Below are 16,427 nucleotides of genomic sequence, written 5' to 3' on the forward strand. Positions count from 1 at the left end.
CGTTTTACCCATGTTTTGATATATACTTCTTGAGATTAGACAAGCTTTTACATTTTAAGCGTTTAAGAAAACGCACAAAGCTTTTTCTAGGTAACGCACAAATGCTTAATTTTAAGAAAAGTATATAAGCATTGGAATATTTTCATCAACTCATTATTGATAATGTCAGCCGGTTTATTGATTTGACCGAGATTGAAAAACAGAAATACATTTCTCTTCTTACAAAAGTTAGCATTAAACGGAAAGCATTTTTGATGCAAGCTGGTGATATTGCCAAATACGAATACTTTATAACCAAGGGTTGTCTTAAAGTATACACCTTGGATGAAAATGGTGCACCTCATATATCTATGTTTGCTGTTGAGGATTATTGGACAGGAGATATGGCTAGTTTTATAACCAAAGAACCTTCAAGTTACTTCATTAAAGCTACCGAGGATTCAGAATTACTTGGAATATCTAGAACAAATTATGAATTGCTTTTCCAGGAGATACCCAAATTCGAAAGATTTTATCGTATTCTTTACCAAAGATCTCTTATAAGTTATATAAGACGCTCTAACCAGAGCATATCTTTAACTGCAGAAGAGCGTTACATAAAATTTAAAAAGAAATATCCTCACATTGTCAATAGAATAACCCAAAAAGATTTAGCTGCTTATATTGGTATTACGCCAGAGTTTATGAGCAAAATTGTTACTAAGGTCAACAGAATGTAAAAGTCTTAAACTAGTTCATTTTTTTTCATGTCTTCAAAAGGGAACTTTGAAACATGAAAAAATTAAGAATCATATCTCTCTTATTTACAATTGGTTTTACCAACTTAATGCAGGCGCAATTCACACAAATTGAATTGTTTTCAGGCTTTGAAAAAACTGATTTTACAGCATATTCAAGTTACTTTATTAATGATAGAAAATCACTAAGCATTAATACTTTGGCTTTCTTCCAAAAATATAACGAAGAAGAAAACCAAGGTTTCGATGAGGTAGGTGTTCAACCTACCTTATTCTGGAATATTACCAAACATATCTCAATTGGGTCATCTTTATACTACAATAGTATTGCTGGTTATTCACATCGTTTATCAGGAAAGTTCACACTAAAAAATTCACGAGTATTATTGGTCGTCATTCCTTCAATTGCACATTCTAAAAAAATGGATGCTGGCTATGCAGAGGCATTTGCACAATTTCAGTTCAATATACCATTGAATAATAAGATATCACTTTGGTTCAATGGACAGTTTTTAACCGTATGGGACAAATTCGATATGCATTCAAGAAGTTTTCAGCAATTACGTATGGGATTATCTATAAAAGTACACCAATTTGGAGTTGGTGCAGACTTTGACCAGTATGGACCCAACCCAATAGAAAAAACATCTTTCGGTGTGTATTACCGAAAAACTTTATAAACAATTTAAAAATTAAATATTATGAAAAATTTAGTACGAGTTTCACATTGGTTAGCATATGGATATTTAATCTATGCCTTTGGTTATGCAAGTCTTTTTAAAGTGTTCCAAAAACAAAGTATGGTGGAAAATATGAGCAATTTTGGTTTTGGAAAAATATGGACATTAGGTATTGGTTATGGCGAATTGCTGGGAGTAATTGGTTTGGTTGTTGGGTTTTGGATACATCAAGTTAAAAATCTGTCAACTTTATGGTTATTGCCATTCGCAATTGGCGCATTGATAACTCATTTTGCACATAATGACTATGAATACTTTTACACAGCTTTATACTGTTGTATTGCTGGCATGGTTCTACTTCTTACTGATAAAAATTTCAAAATTACAGTATAGGGTTCAATCTCCGAAGTTTTAAGAGAAGGTACGGTTATTAAGAGAGTTTCTTCAGGAACTAAGTGCATGAAGGTTTTAAATTTTTCCTTTTGGTAACTGGCCTTCCCTTAAACATAGAAGTAAATAGCGCAGAAAAATATTAAATAGATAATTAAATCTCTTAAAAAAACATAAATCATGAAAAAAATAATCACAATAGCAGCGAGTAACAGTCAAAAATCCATAAACAAAAGTCTAATCAATTATACGTCGAGTTTATTGGAAAATCTAGATATCATTTCAGTTGACTTAAACGATTATATATTGCCGATTTACGGTGTTGATTTTGAGACTGAAAATGGTATTCCAACAGCTGTTAAAAGATTATGTGAACTCTTTAATACAGCTGATGGATTTATTGTATCCTTGGCAGAGCATAACGGATCTTATTCTGCAGTGTTTAAAAACACGGTAGATTGGTTATCTCGAATGGAAATGAAAATTTGGAAGGAAAAACCAATGCTACTAATGGCAACATCACCAGGTGGTAGAGGCGGTACTACTGTATTGCAAGCTGCTAATTCGTATTTTCCATTTATGGGTGCCCATATTACAGATACGTTTTCCTTACCGTCATTCTATGATAATTTCAATAATGGAGAAATTAATAATGAAAACTTAAAAGATGATTTATATTTGAAGGTTAATAAATTTCAAACCATAATTGAATAAGATTGCTACAATGTTTTTGATATAGTTAGATTTTAGTTGTACCGATTTTGTACTGTGTATCAGTTATGATAATGAATAGAAGTAATGGTACTTTCTGCATCGCTAAATAATAATTCAGTTATTCATTAATCACTTATGTAACATTAGTTACTTACTTTGCATGATAAAGATTTTAGCTTTGAAATGTAAAAACTAATACATGACTACTGAAATTTTCGGTTATTTAGGAGCTCTAATTATAGGAATTGTTTTAGGGCTCATAGGTGGAGGCGGCTCCATTTTAACCGTTCCTATTTTGGTTTATTTACTTTTTGTCAATCCTGTCACAGCAACTGCATATTCTCTTTTTGTGGTTGGTGTCTCTTCATTAGTTGGTGCTATACGTAATATTCAGAAAGGGTTGGTGGACTTTAGAACAGCTATTGTTTTTGCCATTCCGGCTTTTATTGCGGTTTATGCAACACGACGCTATTTAGTACCTGCAATACCAGATGAGCTGTTTAGTATTAGTGACTTTCTAGTAACAAAGAATATTGGTATCATGATATTTTTTGCCATTATCATGTTAGTGGCTTCTATATCAATGATTAAAGAAAGAAAGGCTAAAGCCGTTGCAGATGCTGTTGTAGTTTTTAACTACCCGTTAATTGTTACTGAAGGTTTAATTGTTGGAGTGATAACAGGAATTGTTGGAGCCGGAGGCGGATTTTTAATTATCCCAGCACTAGTATTATTAGCAAAGCTGCCCATGAAAAAAGCTGTTGCAACATCGCTGCTCATCATCGCAATAAAATCATTGATTGGTTTTATAGGTGATGTTGAAAACCTTGATATTGATTGGACTTTCCTTTTAACATTTACTGGAATTTCGGTCGTTGGTATTTTTCTAGGTATTTATCTATCCAACTTCATAGAAGGTAAGAAGTTAAAAAAAGGTTTCGGTTGGTTTGTTCTAATTATGGCGGTTTACATCATTTATAAAGAACTAACAATGTAACTAAAGTTACGGCCATTAAATAAAATTGAATTATTTTAGAAGGCATTTTACTAAAGAATTAATTATGAAAGTAGAACAAATTTATACTGGTTGTTTAGCACACGCAGCCTATTATATTGAAAGTAAGGGTGAAGCAGCGATAATAGATCCACTACGTGAGGTACAACCTTATATTAAACGAGCAAAATTAGACGACGCAAAAATTAAATATATTTTCGAAACGCATTTTCACGCTGATTTTGTTTCAGGTCATTTAGACTTAAAAGAAAAAACAGGTGCAAAAATTGTGTTCGGTCCTACGGCAAAACCAAATTATGATGCAATTACAGCAGAAGATGGTCAGGTTTTTGAAGTTGGTGACTATAAAATAAAGGTCATTCACACACCAGGTCACACTATGGAAAGTACAACGTATTTGCTTATAGATGAGAATGGCAAAGAGCATGGTATTGTAACGGGTGACACGTTGTTTATTGGTGATGTTGGAAGACCAGATTTGGCGCAAAAAGTGGCTGCCGATTTAACACAAGAGAAGCTAGCAGGTTATTTATATGATTCTTTACGTAATAAGATTATGCCTTTAAGTGATGATCTTATTGTGTATCCTAACCATGGTGCTGGTTCTGCCTGTGGTAAAAATATGAGTAAAGAAACTACCGATACTTTAGGCAATCAGAAAAAGACAAATTATGCGCTTAGAGCAGACATGACTAAAGAGGAATTTATTGAAGAAGTGCTTGATGGTTTATCAGAACCACCTGGATATTTCCCACAAAATGTCATGATGAATATTAAAGGTTACGAGAGTTTTGATAAAGTAATGACAAAATCTCAAAAACCATTATCTCCAAAAGCTTTTGAAACAGCTGCAAATGAAACCGAAGCTATTGTTTTAGATGTGCGTCATCAATCAGATTTTGTAAAAGGTCATGTGCCACGTTCTATCTTTATTGGTATTGATGGAAGTTTTGCACCATGGGTAGGAGCTTTAATTGTAGATGTGAGTCAGCCAATTTTATTAGTTGCTCCAAAAGGAAGAGAAGAAGAAGTCATTACAAGACTATCTCGTGTTGGTTTTGATAATGTTATTGGTTATTTAGATGGAAGTTTTGATGCCTGGAAAGATGCCGGAATGGAGTTTGATACCATTACTTCAATTTCAGCTGAAGAGTTTGCAAAACATTACGATGAAGAGAAAGATAATATTTTTGATGTAAGAAAAGATGGAGAGTTTACTGCCGAGCATGTTGATGGTGCAAAACATACACCTTTAGATTATATCAATAATTATTTAAGTGAATTTCCAGAAGATAAAACATTCTATGTGCATTGTGCTGGTGGTTATCGTTCTGTAATAGCAGCTTCAATTTTAAAGAGTAGAGGTATACACAATTTGGTGGATGTTGCTGGTGGTTATGGAGCAATAAAAAATACTGATATTCCTAGGACAGATTTCGTTTGTCCTTCAACATTAAAGTAGATAAAAAAAGAATTTTTTTTGGTTAGTAAAAGCACGTCATGTCAATTGTGGTATGGCGTGCTTTTTTGTGTAACAAAGGTTACTAATTAAAATTGTAGAATGGCATATTTTTATTGTTAATAAACAAAATAAAATATGTCATTTTTTTCAGCATTATTCGGGTCTAAAACTTCACAAAGTAACGCGGTTACTAGGCTTAATCCAGAAGACTTTAAAAAACAAGTAGAAGGTAAAAAAGTTCAGCTTGTAGATGTAAGAACACCAAGTGAATTTAAATCTGGTCATATCAAAGGTGCTAAGAATATCGATTTTTTCTCGGGGAAATTTAATGTAGAACTTGATAAACTAGATAAGGAAAAACCTGTTTACGTTTATTGTAGAAGTGGTAATCGAAGCAGACAAAGTGCTAAGAAAATGGAAGCTATGGGCTTTGTGGTAATTTATGACCTCAAAGGTGGAATATTTAATTTAAGATAAAACATTATGAGAACTTCAGTAATAGTACAAAACTTAAAATGTGGTGGCTGCTCCAATACTATAAAAACTAAATTATCAGATATTGAGAATATCTCTGATGTTGCCGTTGAAGTAGAAGAAAATAAAGTATCATTTAATTTTCAAAATAAAAGCGATGCTATTATAGTTAAAGATAAACTTAGAACCTTAGGTTATCCTTCCATTGAAGAAGAAAATAGTTTGGGCTCAAAAGCTAAATCTTTTGTGAGTTGTGCAACTGGTAAATTTTCAAGCTGATGAAACCACTAATTTTAATTTTCACATTATCTGTTCTTATGTTTAGTTGTAAAGATGCTAAGGGTAAAGAACTTTCTGCTTTTGAAAAAAATATGCAGGCCAATAATCATCCAGGCAAAAAATTAATGGAAACCAATTGCTATGTATGTCATAGTCCAACAGCAAGTCATGAAGATAGAATTGGACCACCAATGGTTGCTATTAAGAAACATTACATAGATGAGAACACCACAAAGGAAGAGTTTATTGATGCTATGCAAGCGTGGATAAAAAATCCTAATAAGGAAGATGCCAAAATGTTTGGTGCTGTTAAGCGTTTTGGAGTAATGCCTAAGCAAGCCTTTTCAGAGGAAACTATAGAGCAGATTGCTGATTATATGTACGATTTTGATATTGACCAACCCGAATGGTTTGAAGAACATTTTAATGAGGAAAAAGGAAAGCATAAAGGTATGGGTAAAGGCAATGGAAATGGAAACGGAAACGGAATGAAAGGTAAAGGGGTGCACCAACAACAAGCGCAAACAAATTTTGAAGAATTACCCTATGGTGAACGAGGCTTAAAATATGCATTATCAACAAAAGCTATTTTAGGTAAAAACCTTATGGGAACTATCCAAAAAGAAGGAACTCTTGAGGCTCTTGAATTCTGTAATACAAAAGCTTATCCATTAACCGATAGCATGGCTACAGTTTATAATGCAAAAATTAAAAGAGTTAGTGATAAGCCTAGAAATAAAAAGAATACAGCAAACACAGAGGAAGTTGAATATATAAAAGCTTTTAAAACGCAATTAGCTAATAATGTAGAAATTGAGCCTTTGGTGAAAGAAGAGGGAGAGGAAGTTCATGTATATTCCCCAATTGTAACAAATACAATGTGTTTGCAATGTCACGGTAAACCAAATGAAAATATAAAGCCAGAAATTTTAAAAACACTAACTTTGTTATATCCAGATGATAAGGCTATTGGTTATTCCGAAAATCAAGTAAGAGGCATCTGGAATGTTTCTTTCAGTAAAAACTAGGTTAGGTATGAGCAAATTTTCAGATATCATAAATCAAGATAAACCAGTTTTGGTTGACTTTTATGCAGATTGGTGTGGCCCATGCAAAATGATGGCTCCAATTCTAAAACAAGTAAAAGATAATCTTGGTGACCGAGTTTCTATTATTAAAATTGATGTAGATAAAAATCAGGCTTTAGCTGCAAAATATCAGATTAGAGGAGTGCCTACATTGATTTTATTTAAAAACGGAACACAACTTTGGAGACAATCAGGTGTACTTCAAAAGAATGAGCTCATTAACGTTATTACTTCTAATGATTAATTTAATTGTAGGTTTAAAATTTTTAAGAAAATACAGATGATTGTTGATGCTCAAAAAAGTATAAATTATCATAACTATAGAGGAAAATAATAATGAAATTTAAAGAGGTGTAAAATCCTTAATTCTTGATTGATAGCTAAGCATCTTAAATATTTAAGATGCTTTTTTTCATTAACTGATAAATGTCATCTTTATTAAAGTTTTTACGTAGTATTTTAGCTTACATAAACGATAATATACTAATCAGATGAAGAATACTTTACTAATATATGACCATAGTAATGGTGTTGTAATGATAGCTGTATTCGCTCTTGTATGCCTAATTTTGGTAGGTGTGCTTATAAATTTTATGGCAGGAGGAAAAAAGGACAAAGACAACAACGAAAACTAACTAAGCTCAATTTTTCATTTTTTTGGAAATAAAAAGAGGACAGTAATAAACTGCCCTCTTTTTTTATTAAAATTTATATTGAATGAATGCTGAAAAATTTCTGCCAGGTTCGGTTATAGGAACTCTTCCAAAATCCGCTTGATTTGTGAAAGAGAAATTGAGATGATTGTTATAGGCTTCATCAAAAATATTTAATGCAGCAACACCTAGCGTTAGGTTTTTAAGAAACTTCATACCAAAACGTGCATCTAAAGTTTGGTAACCAGCAGTTCTTGTCTCTCCAAAACTTTCAGAGATATTATCTTGCTCGGATACTAAATTGTATTGAAGATTAGCCCAATAGTTTTCTTTGTTCAACCCCAGAGAAAAACGTGTGGTAAATGGCGGAGTCAATGGTAAAGATTCGTTTAAACCCTTATTCTTAGCATAGACATATGAGAATTCGCTCTTAAAGAAGAAGTCATTCAAAAAGTCTAATTCTACCATAATTTCGAAACCTGTTTTGTAAGCTTCGTCTAGGTTTCTGAAAACTTTTGCAAACTGAGGATCTGCCATCGGGTTGAATTTACGACTCACATTTTCGTCAACTATTCCAACAATGTAATTTTCAAAAAATGAATAATAAAAAGAGGTTTCATATTTAAAAGCATTAAAACCATTTTTCAAAGTTTCGTTGCCCTTAAAGCCTATTTCAAATTGATTGTTAACTTCAGCTTTTAGGTTTGGATTCCCAACATATTCATATGGATCTTGACCAACAGTAAAATGGTTGATAAAACGTTCAATCATATTGGCAGAGCGCACGCCACGACCATAAGCCGCTTCAATGGTAAAGTTATCCGAAACTACTTTCTTTACAGAAACTGTTGTGCTGATATTGTGCTCGGTACGTTTTTCCAAATCATACATAGCTTCAAAATCAGCTTCAGGATCCTGAATGTTTGATACAACATTGTCATATCTTATACCAGCAGTAAAAATTGTGTTTTTACCAAGACTGTATTTTGCTTCAGTAAAAATACCTAAGTCATTGATATAAGAATCTTGCCACACCTTATCATTAAAAAGCATTGGTTCAGGTAAAACATTACCGTTCATAACTTTTACCAATCGTGTTCTTCCACCATCTCTAGCCACATTAAAAACATCAATACCCGAAAATACATTCAGGTTTGTTAAGGGTTTCCAATGTAATTCTATTTTACCACCTAATGTTGTTGCATCAACATTTGAAGCCGCTTCCATTATGTTAAAAGTCGGTCGGTTAGCATTGGTCATTAGATGATCTACATAACTATAATAAGCCTTTGCTGTAATAGCCTTAGCGACTTTACCAATATTATCGAGTTTATAATCTAAAGAAATAATGCTGCTATTATCGTATTCGGTATCCATTGGTAAGGCTGCGTGAAGCACATCTCTTCCAAAAGATTGTCGCCAGTGTGCTTGTAATCTTTGGTTTTCTGAGAAATTATAGCCCATTTTAATACCATAATCTGTACTTCTGAAGGATGAAGGAATTTCAATACCATTACCATCTTCATAATTTCCAAAATCTCTATAGCCTGCGTTGGCAACAATATCATAATTGTCTTTTATGTATTGTAATTCAGCCATATTTACAAAAGAATTGCCATTGCTTTCATAACCTGCAGAAACTTTACCATGTATACCTTGGTCTTGGTAATTTGGTTTTTGGGTTACCATATTTATAATACCTCCAAAAGTGGCACCATACCTTACAGTATAAGGGCCTTTTATAATTTCAATTTTTGAAATTTCTTCAGGAATAATATGGGTAGTAATAGGATCCATACGGTTCGGACAAGCATGCATAGCTTTTGTACCTCCATCATATTGTATATTAAGCTGTTCGTATTGAGCAGCTCTGAACGAAGGATCTATAGCATAATTACCTCGTTTTATTGTTGAAAAGCCATTTATGTTACTGAATAAGTCGGCGACATTTTTAGGCTGAACAATGTTTTCAACATATTTATTAGACACGATAGTTAATACAGGATCAGTTTTAATATTTCCGGTAACTACGACCTCGTTTAGCTTTGTTGTTTTTTCTTTTATAGTATCCTTTTCGGTCTTTTTTTGAGCATAGGATACGTTTATCATAAGCGCGCATAACAACGCACTATAGAATGTTTTCATTTATAGTGAAATTAAAATTTTTAAAATAGTTTGTGTAGACAGTGCTACAATCTAGAAATGAAAACTATGCACGTGGTGGGTGAAAACAATCCATAACATTTATATAGGAATACAAATTTTGATATGGATTAGGACTTTGTTTTTTATAAGAAATTCTATAAAAAAGAGGTGTTTCTTCTTTAGGATTGGTAAATAAAATGAGCTCTTTAAAATCTACAATACTTTCAGGTGTTTTTTTGTTGCTGTCTTGAGATTCTGCCACTTTTTTAAGATGACATTTACCATTACAAGCTAACTCAGGCTTATCTTTATTTTCACACAAAGCTTCAATAAAACCTACAGTATCAAGTTCGAAATAGGCATAAGTTAAAGAGGCTCTAATACTATTCGAAAAGATAAGAGCAGTAAGAAAAATAGATAGAATGTAGTAGCCTATTTTCATTTTTGCAAATATAAGCAGGCATGCTAGTTTATGAGTTAATTTTCATCTTTAAATTTGTATATGAAATGTTAAATTTCTTCACAAAAATTTATAGAAATAGTAACATTTGTTACATAGTTTTTAGCTATTATTTTTTAAATTTGAATAAATTATGTAAATAAAATATTATGAGTGAAGAAACCACAGAAAAAGTATATGCAATGCCAAGAATAGGCGATCAAGCACCAGATTTTGAAGCAGTAACTACGAAAGGAAAAATTAAATTTTCAGATTTTGCTAAAGATAAATGGACAGTAATGTTTTCGCATCCAGCAGATTTTACTCCAGTTTGTACCACAGAAATGAGTGGGTTTGCAACAAGAAAAGGTGAATTTGATGCACTAAACACAGAACTTATTGGGTTAAGTATAGATAGTATTCATGCACATTTGGGCTGGGTACAAAACGTAAGAGAAAACACAGGAGTGTATTTCGATTTTCCTATCATTGCTGATTTAGACATGAAAGTGTCTAAGCTTTACGGCATGTTACAACCAAATGAAAGTGAAACTGCTGCAGTACGAGCTGTATTTTTTATAGATCCAAGTAAAAAGATTCGTTTAATTATGTATTACCCACTAAATGTTGGTCGTAATATGGACGAAATTTTAAGAGCTTTAGAAGCGCTTCAGACTTCTGATAAATATAAAGTATCAATGCCTTTAGATTGGAAAAAAGGTGATAAAGTAATTGTTGGTCCTCCAAAAACTTTAGATGAATTAAACGCAAGAATAAATGATGATTCTCTAGAAAAAGTAGATTGGTATTTAGCTAAGAAGAATTTATAAAATAGTCTTAAATAGTCGGTCTTTTCATCAAGTTAAGACCGATTTTTTTTATCTTAAAATCACAGTAAAAAGAAAGGAAAATGAATATAAAGCAATTTGAAGATAAACCATTAGCACATTATTCTTATGCTATTATTAGTGATGGTAAAATGGCTGTTGTAGATCCTTCAAGAGACCCAAAACCTTATTACGAATTGGCAGAAAAGGAAAATGCAAAAATTGTTGCGGTTTTTGAGACGCATCCGCATGCCGATTTTGTGAGTAGTCATTTGCAGATACATGAGGAAACTGGAGCAAATATTTACGTCAGTAAATTGGTCGGTGCCAATTATCCACATAAAACTTTTGACGATGGAGATAAATTTAAGTTGGGGAACGTTGAGTTCTCTGCTATAAACTCACCAGGCCACTCACCAGATAGTATCACAATAATAGCAAAAAACCATGCGGACTATGCTATGTTTTCAGGAGATACCTTGTTTATTGGTGATGTCGGTCGACCAGACTTACGCGAAAAAGCTGGCAATATGAAGGCTAAACGCGAAGAGTTGGCCAAAAGCATGTATGAAACTATGCAAACAAAATTTAACGATTTACCAGATAATACCATTGTTTATCCAGCGCATGGAGCCGGTTCGCTTTGTGGAAAAAACATGAGCAAAGATGCTTCAAGCACCTTGGGAAGAGAGCGAGAAGAAAATTGGGCTTTCAAAAAACTATCTGAAGAAGACTTTGTTAACCATATTTTAGCAGATCAGCCTTTTATTCCCTCTTATTTTGGTTTAAATGTAGATATCAATAAAACGGGAGCAGATAATTTTGAAACCAATGTCGCCAAACCGAAATTTCATTTTAAAGTTGAGTCATTCGATGATAAAGAAGCAGTGGTTGTAGATATACGACCTCAAGAAGACTTCAAAAAAAATCATATCAAAGGAAGTATTAATATTATGGCGCAGTCCGAAAATGATAAACTCGAAACTTGGTTGGGTTCTATAGTAGAGCCAGAAGAGCCTTTTTATGTGGTTTTGGATTCAGTGGACGATAAAGAAGATATTCTAAATAGAATTGCAAAAATTGGTTACGAAAAACAATTAGAAGCACTTTTAACTTTAGGAGACACCGATTTTGATAGTACAGAAAAAATCGATTTGCAAGATTTTAAAAATAACCTAGAAGACTATACGATTATTGATATTAGAAACAAAAGTGAAGTTGAAGAAGGTAAAATATTCGATTCGGCAATTTCAATTCCTTTGAATGAATTGAGAGATTCTGGTGATGATATTCCAACAGATAAACCTATCGTTGTGCATTGTGCTGGTGGTTACCGTAGCGCAGCAGGAAGTAGTATCGTTTCTAACTTAAAAAAAGGCGCAAAAGTCTACGATTTAAGTGACGCAGTCAAGGATTTTTATTAAGGTAAAAATTGGACTACATAAAGGTAACATTCGTTACTTAAGAACGGTATTTAACCCGTATCTTTGAAAAAACATTTCTTATGGATACCGAAATTCTCGCTAGAATCCAATTTGCCTTCACCGTTGCTTTCCATTATATCTATCCACCATTAAGTATTGGTATTGGACTAATCATGGTCATTTTTGAAGGTTTATACCTAAAGACAAGAAAAAAAGAATACGAAATTTTAACCCGTTTTTGGTTAAAGATTTTTGCTATAACCTTTGGTATTGGTGTAGCGACAGGAATCATCATGGAGTTTGAGTTTGGTACCAATTGGGCTGTATATTCTAAATATGTCGGTGATATATTTGGAAGTGCTTTAGCTGCAGAAGGTCTTTTTGCCTTCGGATTAGAAAGCACATTTTTAGGAATTCTAATTTTTGGTTGGAACCGTGTATCACCAAGAGTCCATTTTATTTCCACAATAGGAGTGTTTTTAGGTTCGATGTTCTCAGCAGTTTGGATTGTTGTGGCTAATAGCTGGCAACAAACTCCAGCTGGTTATCATATTGTTGGTGAAGGTATGGAAGCTAGAGCAGAAGTTACCGATTTTTGGGCTATGGTGTTCAATCCATCAAGTGTAGATAGAATTATTCACGTTTGGCAAGGTGCATTTTTAGCTGGCGCATTTATGGTATTGAGTGTTCATGCCTATTATTTACTAAAAGTTCGTTATACTGAAATTTCTAAAAAAGCTTTTAAAATTGCCTTATCTGTAGCAACTATTATCTCTTTAACGCAATTAGCTTCAGGACACAGTTCCGCAGAAGGAGTAGCAGAAAATCAACCTGCAAAATTAGCAGCTTTAGAAGGTCATTTTGAAGCTAATGAACCTGCAGATATGTATTTGTTTGGTTGGGTAGATAAAAAGAATCAAGAAGTTACTGGAGTTAAAATTCCTGGTGGATTATCATTTCTATTGGATTATGATTTTGATACACCTGTAAAAGGGCTTAATGCTTTTCCAAAAGATGAAATACCAACACAAATTAATGCTGTATTTCAATTTTATCATATCATGGTCTTTATCGGCATGTTTTTCATTGGTTTAACGCTTTATGCTAGTTATTTATGGTGGAAAGGCAAACTGTTTGAAAGAAAATGGTTACTCAGAATATTCGCATTCTCAGTGTTGTTACCTCAAATAGCAAATCAAGTAGGTTGGTTTGCTGCAGAGATGGGAAGACAGCCTTGGGTTGTTTACGGACATTTGAGAACAAATCAAGCATTTTCGCAAGAGGTGTCTTCAAATCAAATATTGTTCTCACTTATTCTATTCTTTGTGGTTTATGCAATTTTGTTTTTACTGTTTTTATATTCTGTAGATAAGAAAATAAAGCACGGTCCTTATGAAGAAGCACAGAATCCAGATGAATTTTTAAAATATACTTAATAGCAGGATTATGGAAACATTTTTAGGAATAGATTATCCAACATTGTGGTACTTAGTAGTAGGACTCTTGTTTTCAGGCTATGCTATTTTAGAAGGATTTGATTATGGTGCAGGAGCGTGGCACTTATTTTTAAGAAAAGATTTAAGCAGACGAATTGCTATAAACGCTATTGGGCCTCTTTGGGATGCCAACCAAGTATGGCTAATTATTGGTGGAGGTGCATTATTCGCTGGTTTTCCAGTTATGTATGCAACCATGTTATCGGCAATGTATATTCCATTTATGTTGTTTTTAATGTTACTTGTTTTACGATCGGCAGCTATAAAATTTAGAAGCGCAGAAGAAATGAAATGGTGGAGAAAAACTTGGGACATCATCTATTTTGTGTCTAACACCTTAATTGCTTTTTTACTTGGTGTAGTTTTAGGAAACGTTTTGCAAGGTTTTGAAATACACGACAATTTTGTTTACAAGGGAGGGATTTTCTTTTCGTTTTTGAATCCTTATGCATTGATGGTAGGGTTTACAACATTATCAATTTTCATGACACAAGGTGCTATCTTTTTAATGTTGAAAACAGAAGGTAGATTGCATGAAAGATTATCATTTTTATTAAAAAAAGGAATGATTTTCTTCATTATAAGTTTTGCGATTACTTCTTTATATACATTAACATTTTTACATGGTGTAACCGATAAGTTTAAGGAGCAACCTGTATTTTTTGTATTACCTGTTTTAGCATTTTTAGCTGTAGCCAACGTACCAAGATTGGTATCAAAAAAGAAATATATGTATGCGCTGGTATTTTCGTCATTAATAATGGCTTTTTTATTAATGCTAGTGGCATTTCAATTGTATCCCGTATTATTACCATCTACTATAAATCCAGAGTATAGTGTCACGATTTATAACGCAGCCTCTTCACAAAAATCTTTAGGTATTATGCTAACCATCGTTTTAATTGGTGCGCCATTATTAGCAGGCTATTTCTTGTTTTTATATAAAACATTCAATGGAAAAGTAGAATTAGATGATACTAGTTATTAAGGTATGAGCAATAGCTAGGTTAATGAAAAGAGCATCAATTTGATGCTCTTTTTTTGTGTAACATTTGTGACCATCAAAAAATATTAATCAAACTAACTTTGATGGAAACAAAAGGAAAAATGTCAAAAATAGTCATTTTAGGAGCTGGAATTTCCGGACACGTAGCTGCTTCGCATTTAAGACGAAAGCTATCTAAAGATCACGAAGTTGTTGTGATCTCTCCTAATAGTAATTACCAATGGATTCCGTCCAATATTTGGGTTGGAATTGGCAGGATGAAATCCAAAAAAATCTTATTCCCATTAGCGCCATTATATAAAAAGAAAGGCATTGGATACAAGCAAGCCAAAGCATTAACTTTTCATCCAGAAGGTGATAAAACAGAACAAAAACCTTATGTTTTAGCCGAATATGTTGCAGGTGAAAAGAAAGGAACTCAAGAAAAAATCACTTACGATTACTTGATAAATGCAACAGGGCCAAAGCTAAATTTTGAAGCAACAGAAGGCTTGGTTCCTGGTGAAAATAAAACGTATTCCGTTTGTACTTATACACATGCAGATCATGCTTGGCATGGTTTAAATGAAGTCATTCAGCAAATGAAAAACGGAAAAAAAGCCAAAATTTTAATAGGAACTGGTCATGCCAAATCAACCTGTCAAGGTGCAGCTTTTGAATATATTTTAAATGTAGAACAAGAGTTGCGAAGACATAATGTTCGTGATATGGCAGAAATCACTTGGATATCTAATGAATATCAATTAGGCGATTTTGGTATGGACGGCATGCTTATGAGTTACGGAAGTATGACCATGAAGTCTAGCGAAATGGTAGAGATGATCTTTGAAGATCGAGATATAAAATGGATTACAGGAGCAGGTGTAAATAAAATTGAAGAAGGAGTAGCACATTATGAAAATTTAGATGGCGAATACAAAACCGAAACTTATGATTTCGCAATGTTAATTCCAGCATTTTCAGGTCACGGTTTTAAAGCTTACGATAAAAATGATAATAACATAACAGAAAAGCTATTTAAAGGCTTTATGATTGTAGATGCTGATTATACACCAAAACCTTATGAGCAATGGAGTGTACAAGATTGGCCAGAAACGTATCAAAATCCAAGCTATAAAAATATTTTTGCACCAGGTATAGCATTTGCGCCACCACATACCATCTCAAAACCTAGAGAAAGTAAAAATGGTACAGCTATTTTTCCGTCTCCACCACGTACAGGTATGCCATCAGGTATTACAGCAAAATTAGTAGCAGATAACATTATTGATAGTATAAAATCAGGTAAAGAATCCTTACACCATAAAGGATCAATGGGAAATATGGGAGCAGCTTGTATTGCTTCTGCGGGTTATGGTATGACTCAAGGTAGCGGTGTAAGTATCACCACATACCCAATTGTACCAGATTATGAAAAATATCCAAAAACACAAGGTAGACAACTAGGAAAAACCTTTGGTGAAATAGGTTTAGCAGGACATTGGTTAAAACTAGCCTTACACTATGCCTTTATTTACAAAGCAAAAATGAAACCATTTTGGTGGTTTATTCCAGAATAAGAATCAAATCTAGAATGATTGATTACTGAATAAAAACTT

The 16,427-nt window shown here is 33.1% G+C and carries 18 protein-coding genes; 16 read left to right on the top strand and 2 right to left on the bottom strand.

What is annotated here, in order from left to right; genetic code table 11:
* Positions 1-131: 131 nt before the first annotated feature.
* The 11 genes from AC2H4K_RS14645 (at position 132) to AC2H4K_RS14695 (ending at position 7,474) form a co-directional block, all read left to right on the top strand.
* Positions 132-719: a Crp/Fnr family transcriptional regulator gene (locus AC2H4K_RS14645; protein ID WP_281139788.1), complete on the top strand. Its 588-nt coding sequence runs from the start codon at positions 132-134 to the stop codon at positions 717-719.
* Positions 720-772: 53 nt separating this feature from the next.
* Positions 773-1,417, top strand: a complete 645-nt coding sequence (locus AC2H4K_RS14650; RefSeq protein WP_281139787.1) for a hypothetical protein — start codon at positions 773-775, stop codon at positions 1,415-1,417.
* 21 nt (positions 1,418-1,438) lie between these two features.
* Entirely contained in the window at positions 1,439-1,810 is a 372-nt protein-coding gene (locus AC2H4K_RS14655; protein ID WP_281139786.1) for a DoxX family protein, read from the top strand.
* 177 nt (positions 1,811-1,987) lie between these two features.
* Positions 1,988-2,521, top strand: a complete 534-nt coding sequence (locus AC2H4K_RS14660; protein ID WP_281139785.1) for an NADPH-dependent FMN reductase — start codon at positions 1,988-1,990, stop codon at positions 2,519-2,521.
* Positions 2,522-2,720: 199 nt separating this feature from the next.
* Positions 2,721-3,518 carry a sulfite exporter TauE/SafE family protein gene (locus AC2H4K_RS14665; protein ID WP_281139784.1) on the top strand — a complete coding sequence of 266 codons (798 nt, stop codon included), beginning with the start codon at positions 2,721-2,723 and terminating at the stop codon, positions 3,516-3,518.
* A 64-nt stretch (positions 3,519-3,582) separates the two neighbouring features.
* Entirely contained in the window at positions 3,583-4,998 is a 1,416-nt protein-coding gene (locus AC2H4K_RS14670; RefSeq protein ID WP_281139783.1) for an MBL fold metallo-hydrolase, read from the top strand.
* A gap of 135 nt (positions 4,999-5,133) precedes the next feature.
* Positions 5,134-5,475, top strand: a complete 342-nt coding sequence (locus tag AC2H4K_RS14675; protein WP_281139782.1) for a rhodanese-like domain-containing protein — start codon at positions 5,134-5,136, stop codon at positions 5,473-5,475.
* 6 nt (positions 5,476-5,481) lie between these two features.
* Complete coding sequence (locus tag AC2H4K_RS14680) at positions 5,482-5,751, top strand: heavy-metal-associated domain-containing protein (RefSeq protein ID WP_281139781.1); 270 nt, start codon at positions 5,482-5,484, stop codon at positions 5,749-5,751.
* Positions 5,751-6,779, top strand: coding sequence for a c-type heme family protein (locus AC2H4K_RS14685; RefSeq protein WP_281139780.1), 1,029 nt, complete (start codon positions 5,751-5,753; stop codon positions 6,777-6,779). Before AC2H4K_RS14680 ends, AC2H4K_RS14685 begins: the two co-directional genes overlap by 1 nt.
* 7 nt (positions 6,780-6,786) lie before the next feature.
* The gene (gene trxA / locus AC2H4K_RS14690) at positions 6,787-7,083 is read left to right on the top strand and encodes a thioredoxin (RefSeq protein WP_281139779.1); all 297 of its coding nucleotides are present in this window, start codon (positions 6,787-6,789) and stop codon (positions 7,081-7,083) included.
* A gap of 247 nt (positions 7,084-7,330) precedes the next feature.
* On the top strand, positions 7,331-7,474 hold the full coding sequence (locus tag AC2H4K_RS14695; RefSeq protein ID WP_281139778.1) for a hypothetical protein: 144 nt from the start codon (positions 7,331-7,333) through the stop codon (positions 7,472-7,474).
* Between the two features lie 66 nt (positions 7,475-7,540).
* On the opposite strand, the gene AC2H4K_RS14700 is transcribed toward AC2H4K_RS14695, so the two are convergent.
* Together AC2H4K_RS14700 and AC2H4K_RS14705 are read right to left on the bottom strand one after the other, a co-directional pair.
* On the bottom strand, positions 7,541-9,637 hold the full coding sequence (locus tag AC2H4K_RS14700) for a TonB-dependent receptor domain-containing protein (protein WP_281139777.1): 2,097 nt from the start codon (positions 9,635-9,637) through the stop codon (positions 7,541-7,543).
* A 64-nt stretch (positions 9,638-9,701) separates the two neighbouring features.
* Positions 9,702-10,079 carry a hypothetical protein gene (locus AC2H4K_RS14705; RefSeq protein ID WP_281139776.1) on the bottom strand — a complete coding sequence of 126 codons (378 nt, stop codon included), beginning with the start codon at positions 10,077-10,079 and terminating at the stop codon, positions 9,702-9,704.
* Positions 10,080-10,246: 167 nt separating this feature from the next.
* Here AC2H4K_RS14705 and AC2H4K_RS14710 point away from each other — a divergent pair, with 167 nt between their 5' ends.
* The 5 genes from AC2H4K_RS14710 to AC2H4K_RS14730 all read left to right on the top strand — a co-directional run bounded on the left by AC2H4K_RS14710 (position 10,247) and on the right by AC2H4K_RS14730 (position 16,388).
* The gene (locus tag AC2H4K_RS14710) at positions 10,247-10,906 is read left to right on the top strand and encodes a peroxiredoxin (protein WP_281139775.1); all 660 of its coding nucleotides are present in this window, start codon (positions 10,247-10,249) and stop codon (positions 10,904-10,906) included.
* 80 nt (positions 10,907-10,986) lie between these two features.
* Positions 10,987-12,327 (top strand): MBL fold metallo-hydrolase, encoded by a 1,341-nt coding sequence (locus AC2H4K_RS14715; RefSeq protein WP_281139774.1) that lies wholly within the window; start codon positions 10,987-10,989, stop codon positions 12,325-12,327.
* An 80-nt stretch (positions 12,328-12,407) separates the two neighbouring features.
* Complete coding sequence (locus AC2H4K_RS14720; RefSeq protein WP_281139773.1) at positions 12,408-13,763, top strand: cytochrome ubiquinol oxidase subunit I; 1,356 nt, start codon at positions 12,408-12,410, stop codon at positions 13,761-13,763.
* Between the two features lie 10 nt (positions 13,764-13,773).
* Positions 13,774-14,811 (top strand): cytochrome d ubiquinol oxidase subunit II, encoded by a 1,038-nt coding sequence (gene cydB / locus AC2H4K_RS14725; RefSeq protein ID WP_281139772.1) that lies wholly within the window; start codon positions 13,774-13,776, stop codon positions 14,809-14,811.
* Between the two features lie 101 nt (positions 14,812-14,912).
* A complete protein-coding gene (locus tag AC2H4K_RS14730) occupies positions 14,913-16,388 on the top strand; it encodes an NAD(P)/FAD-dependent oxidoreductase (protein ID WP_281139771.1) in 1,476 nt (491 codons plus the stop codon).
* The last annotated feature ends 39 nt before the right edge of the window (positions 16,389-16,427 follow it).

The sequence above is a fragment of the Winogradskyella sp. 266wxhm genome (assembly GCF_058964685.1).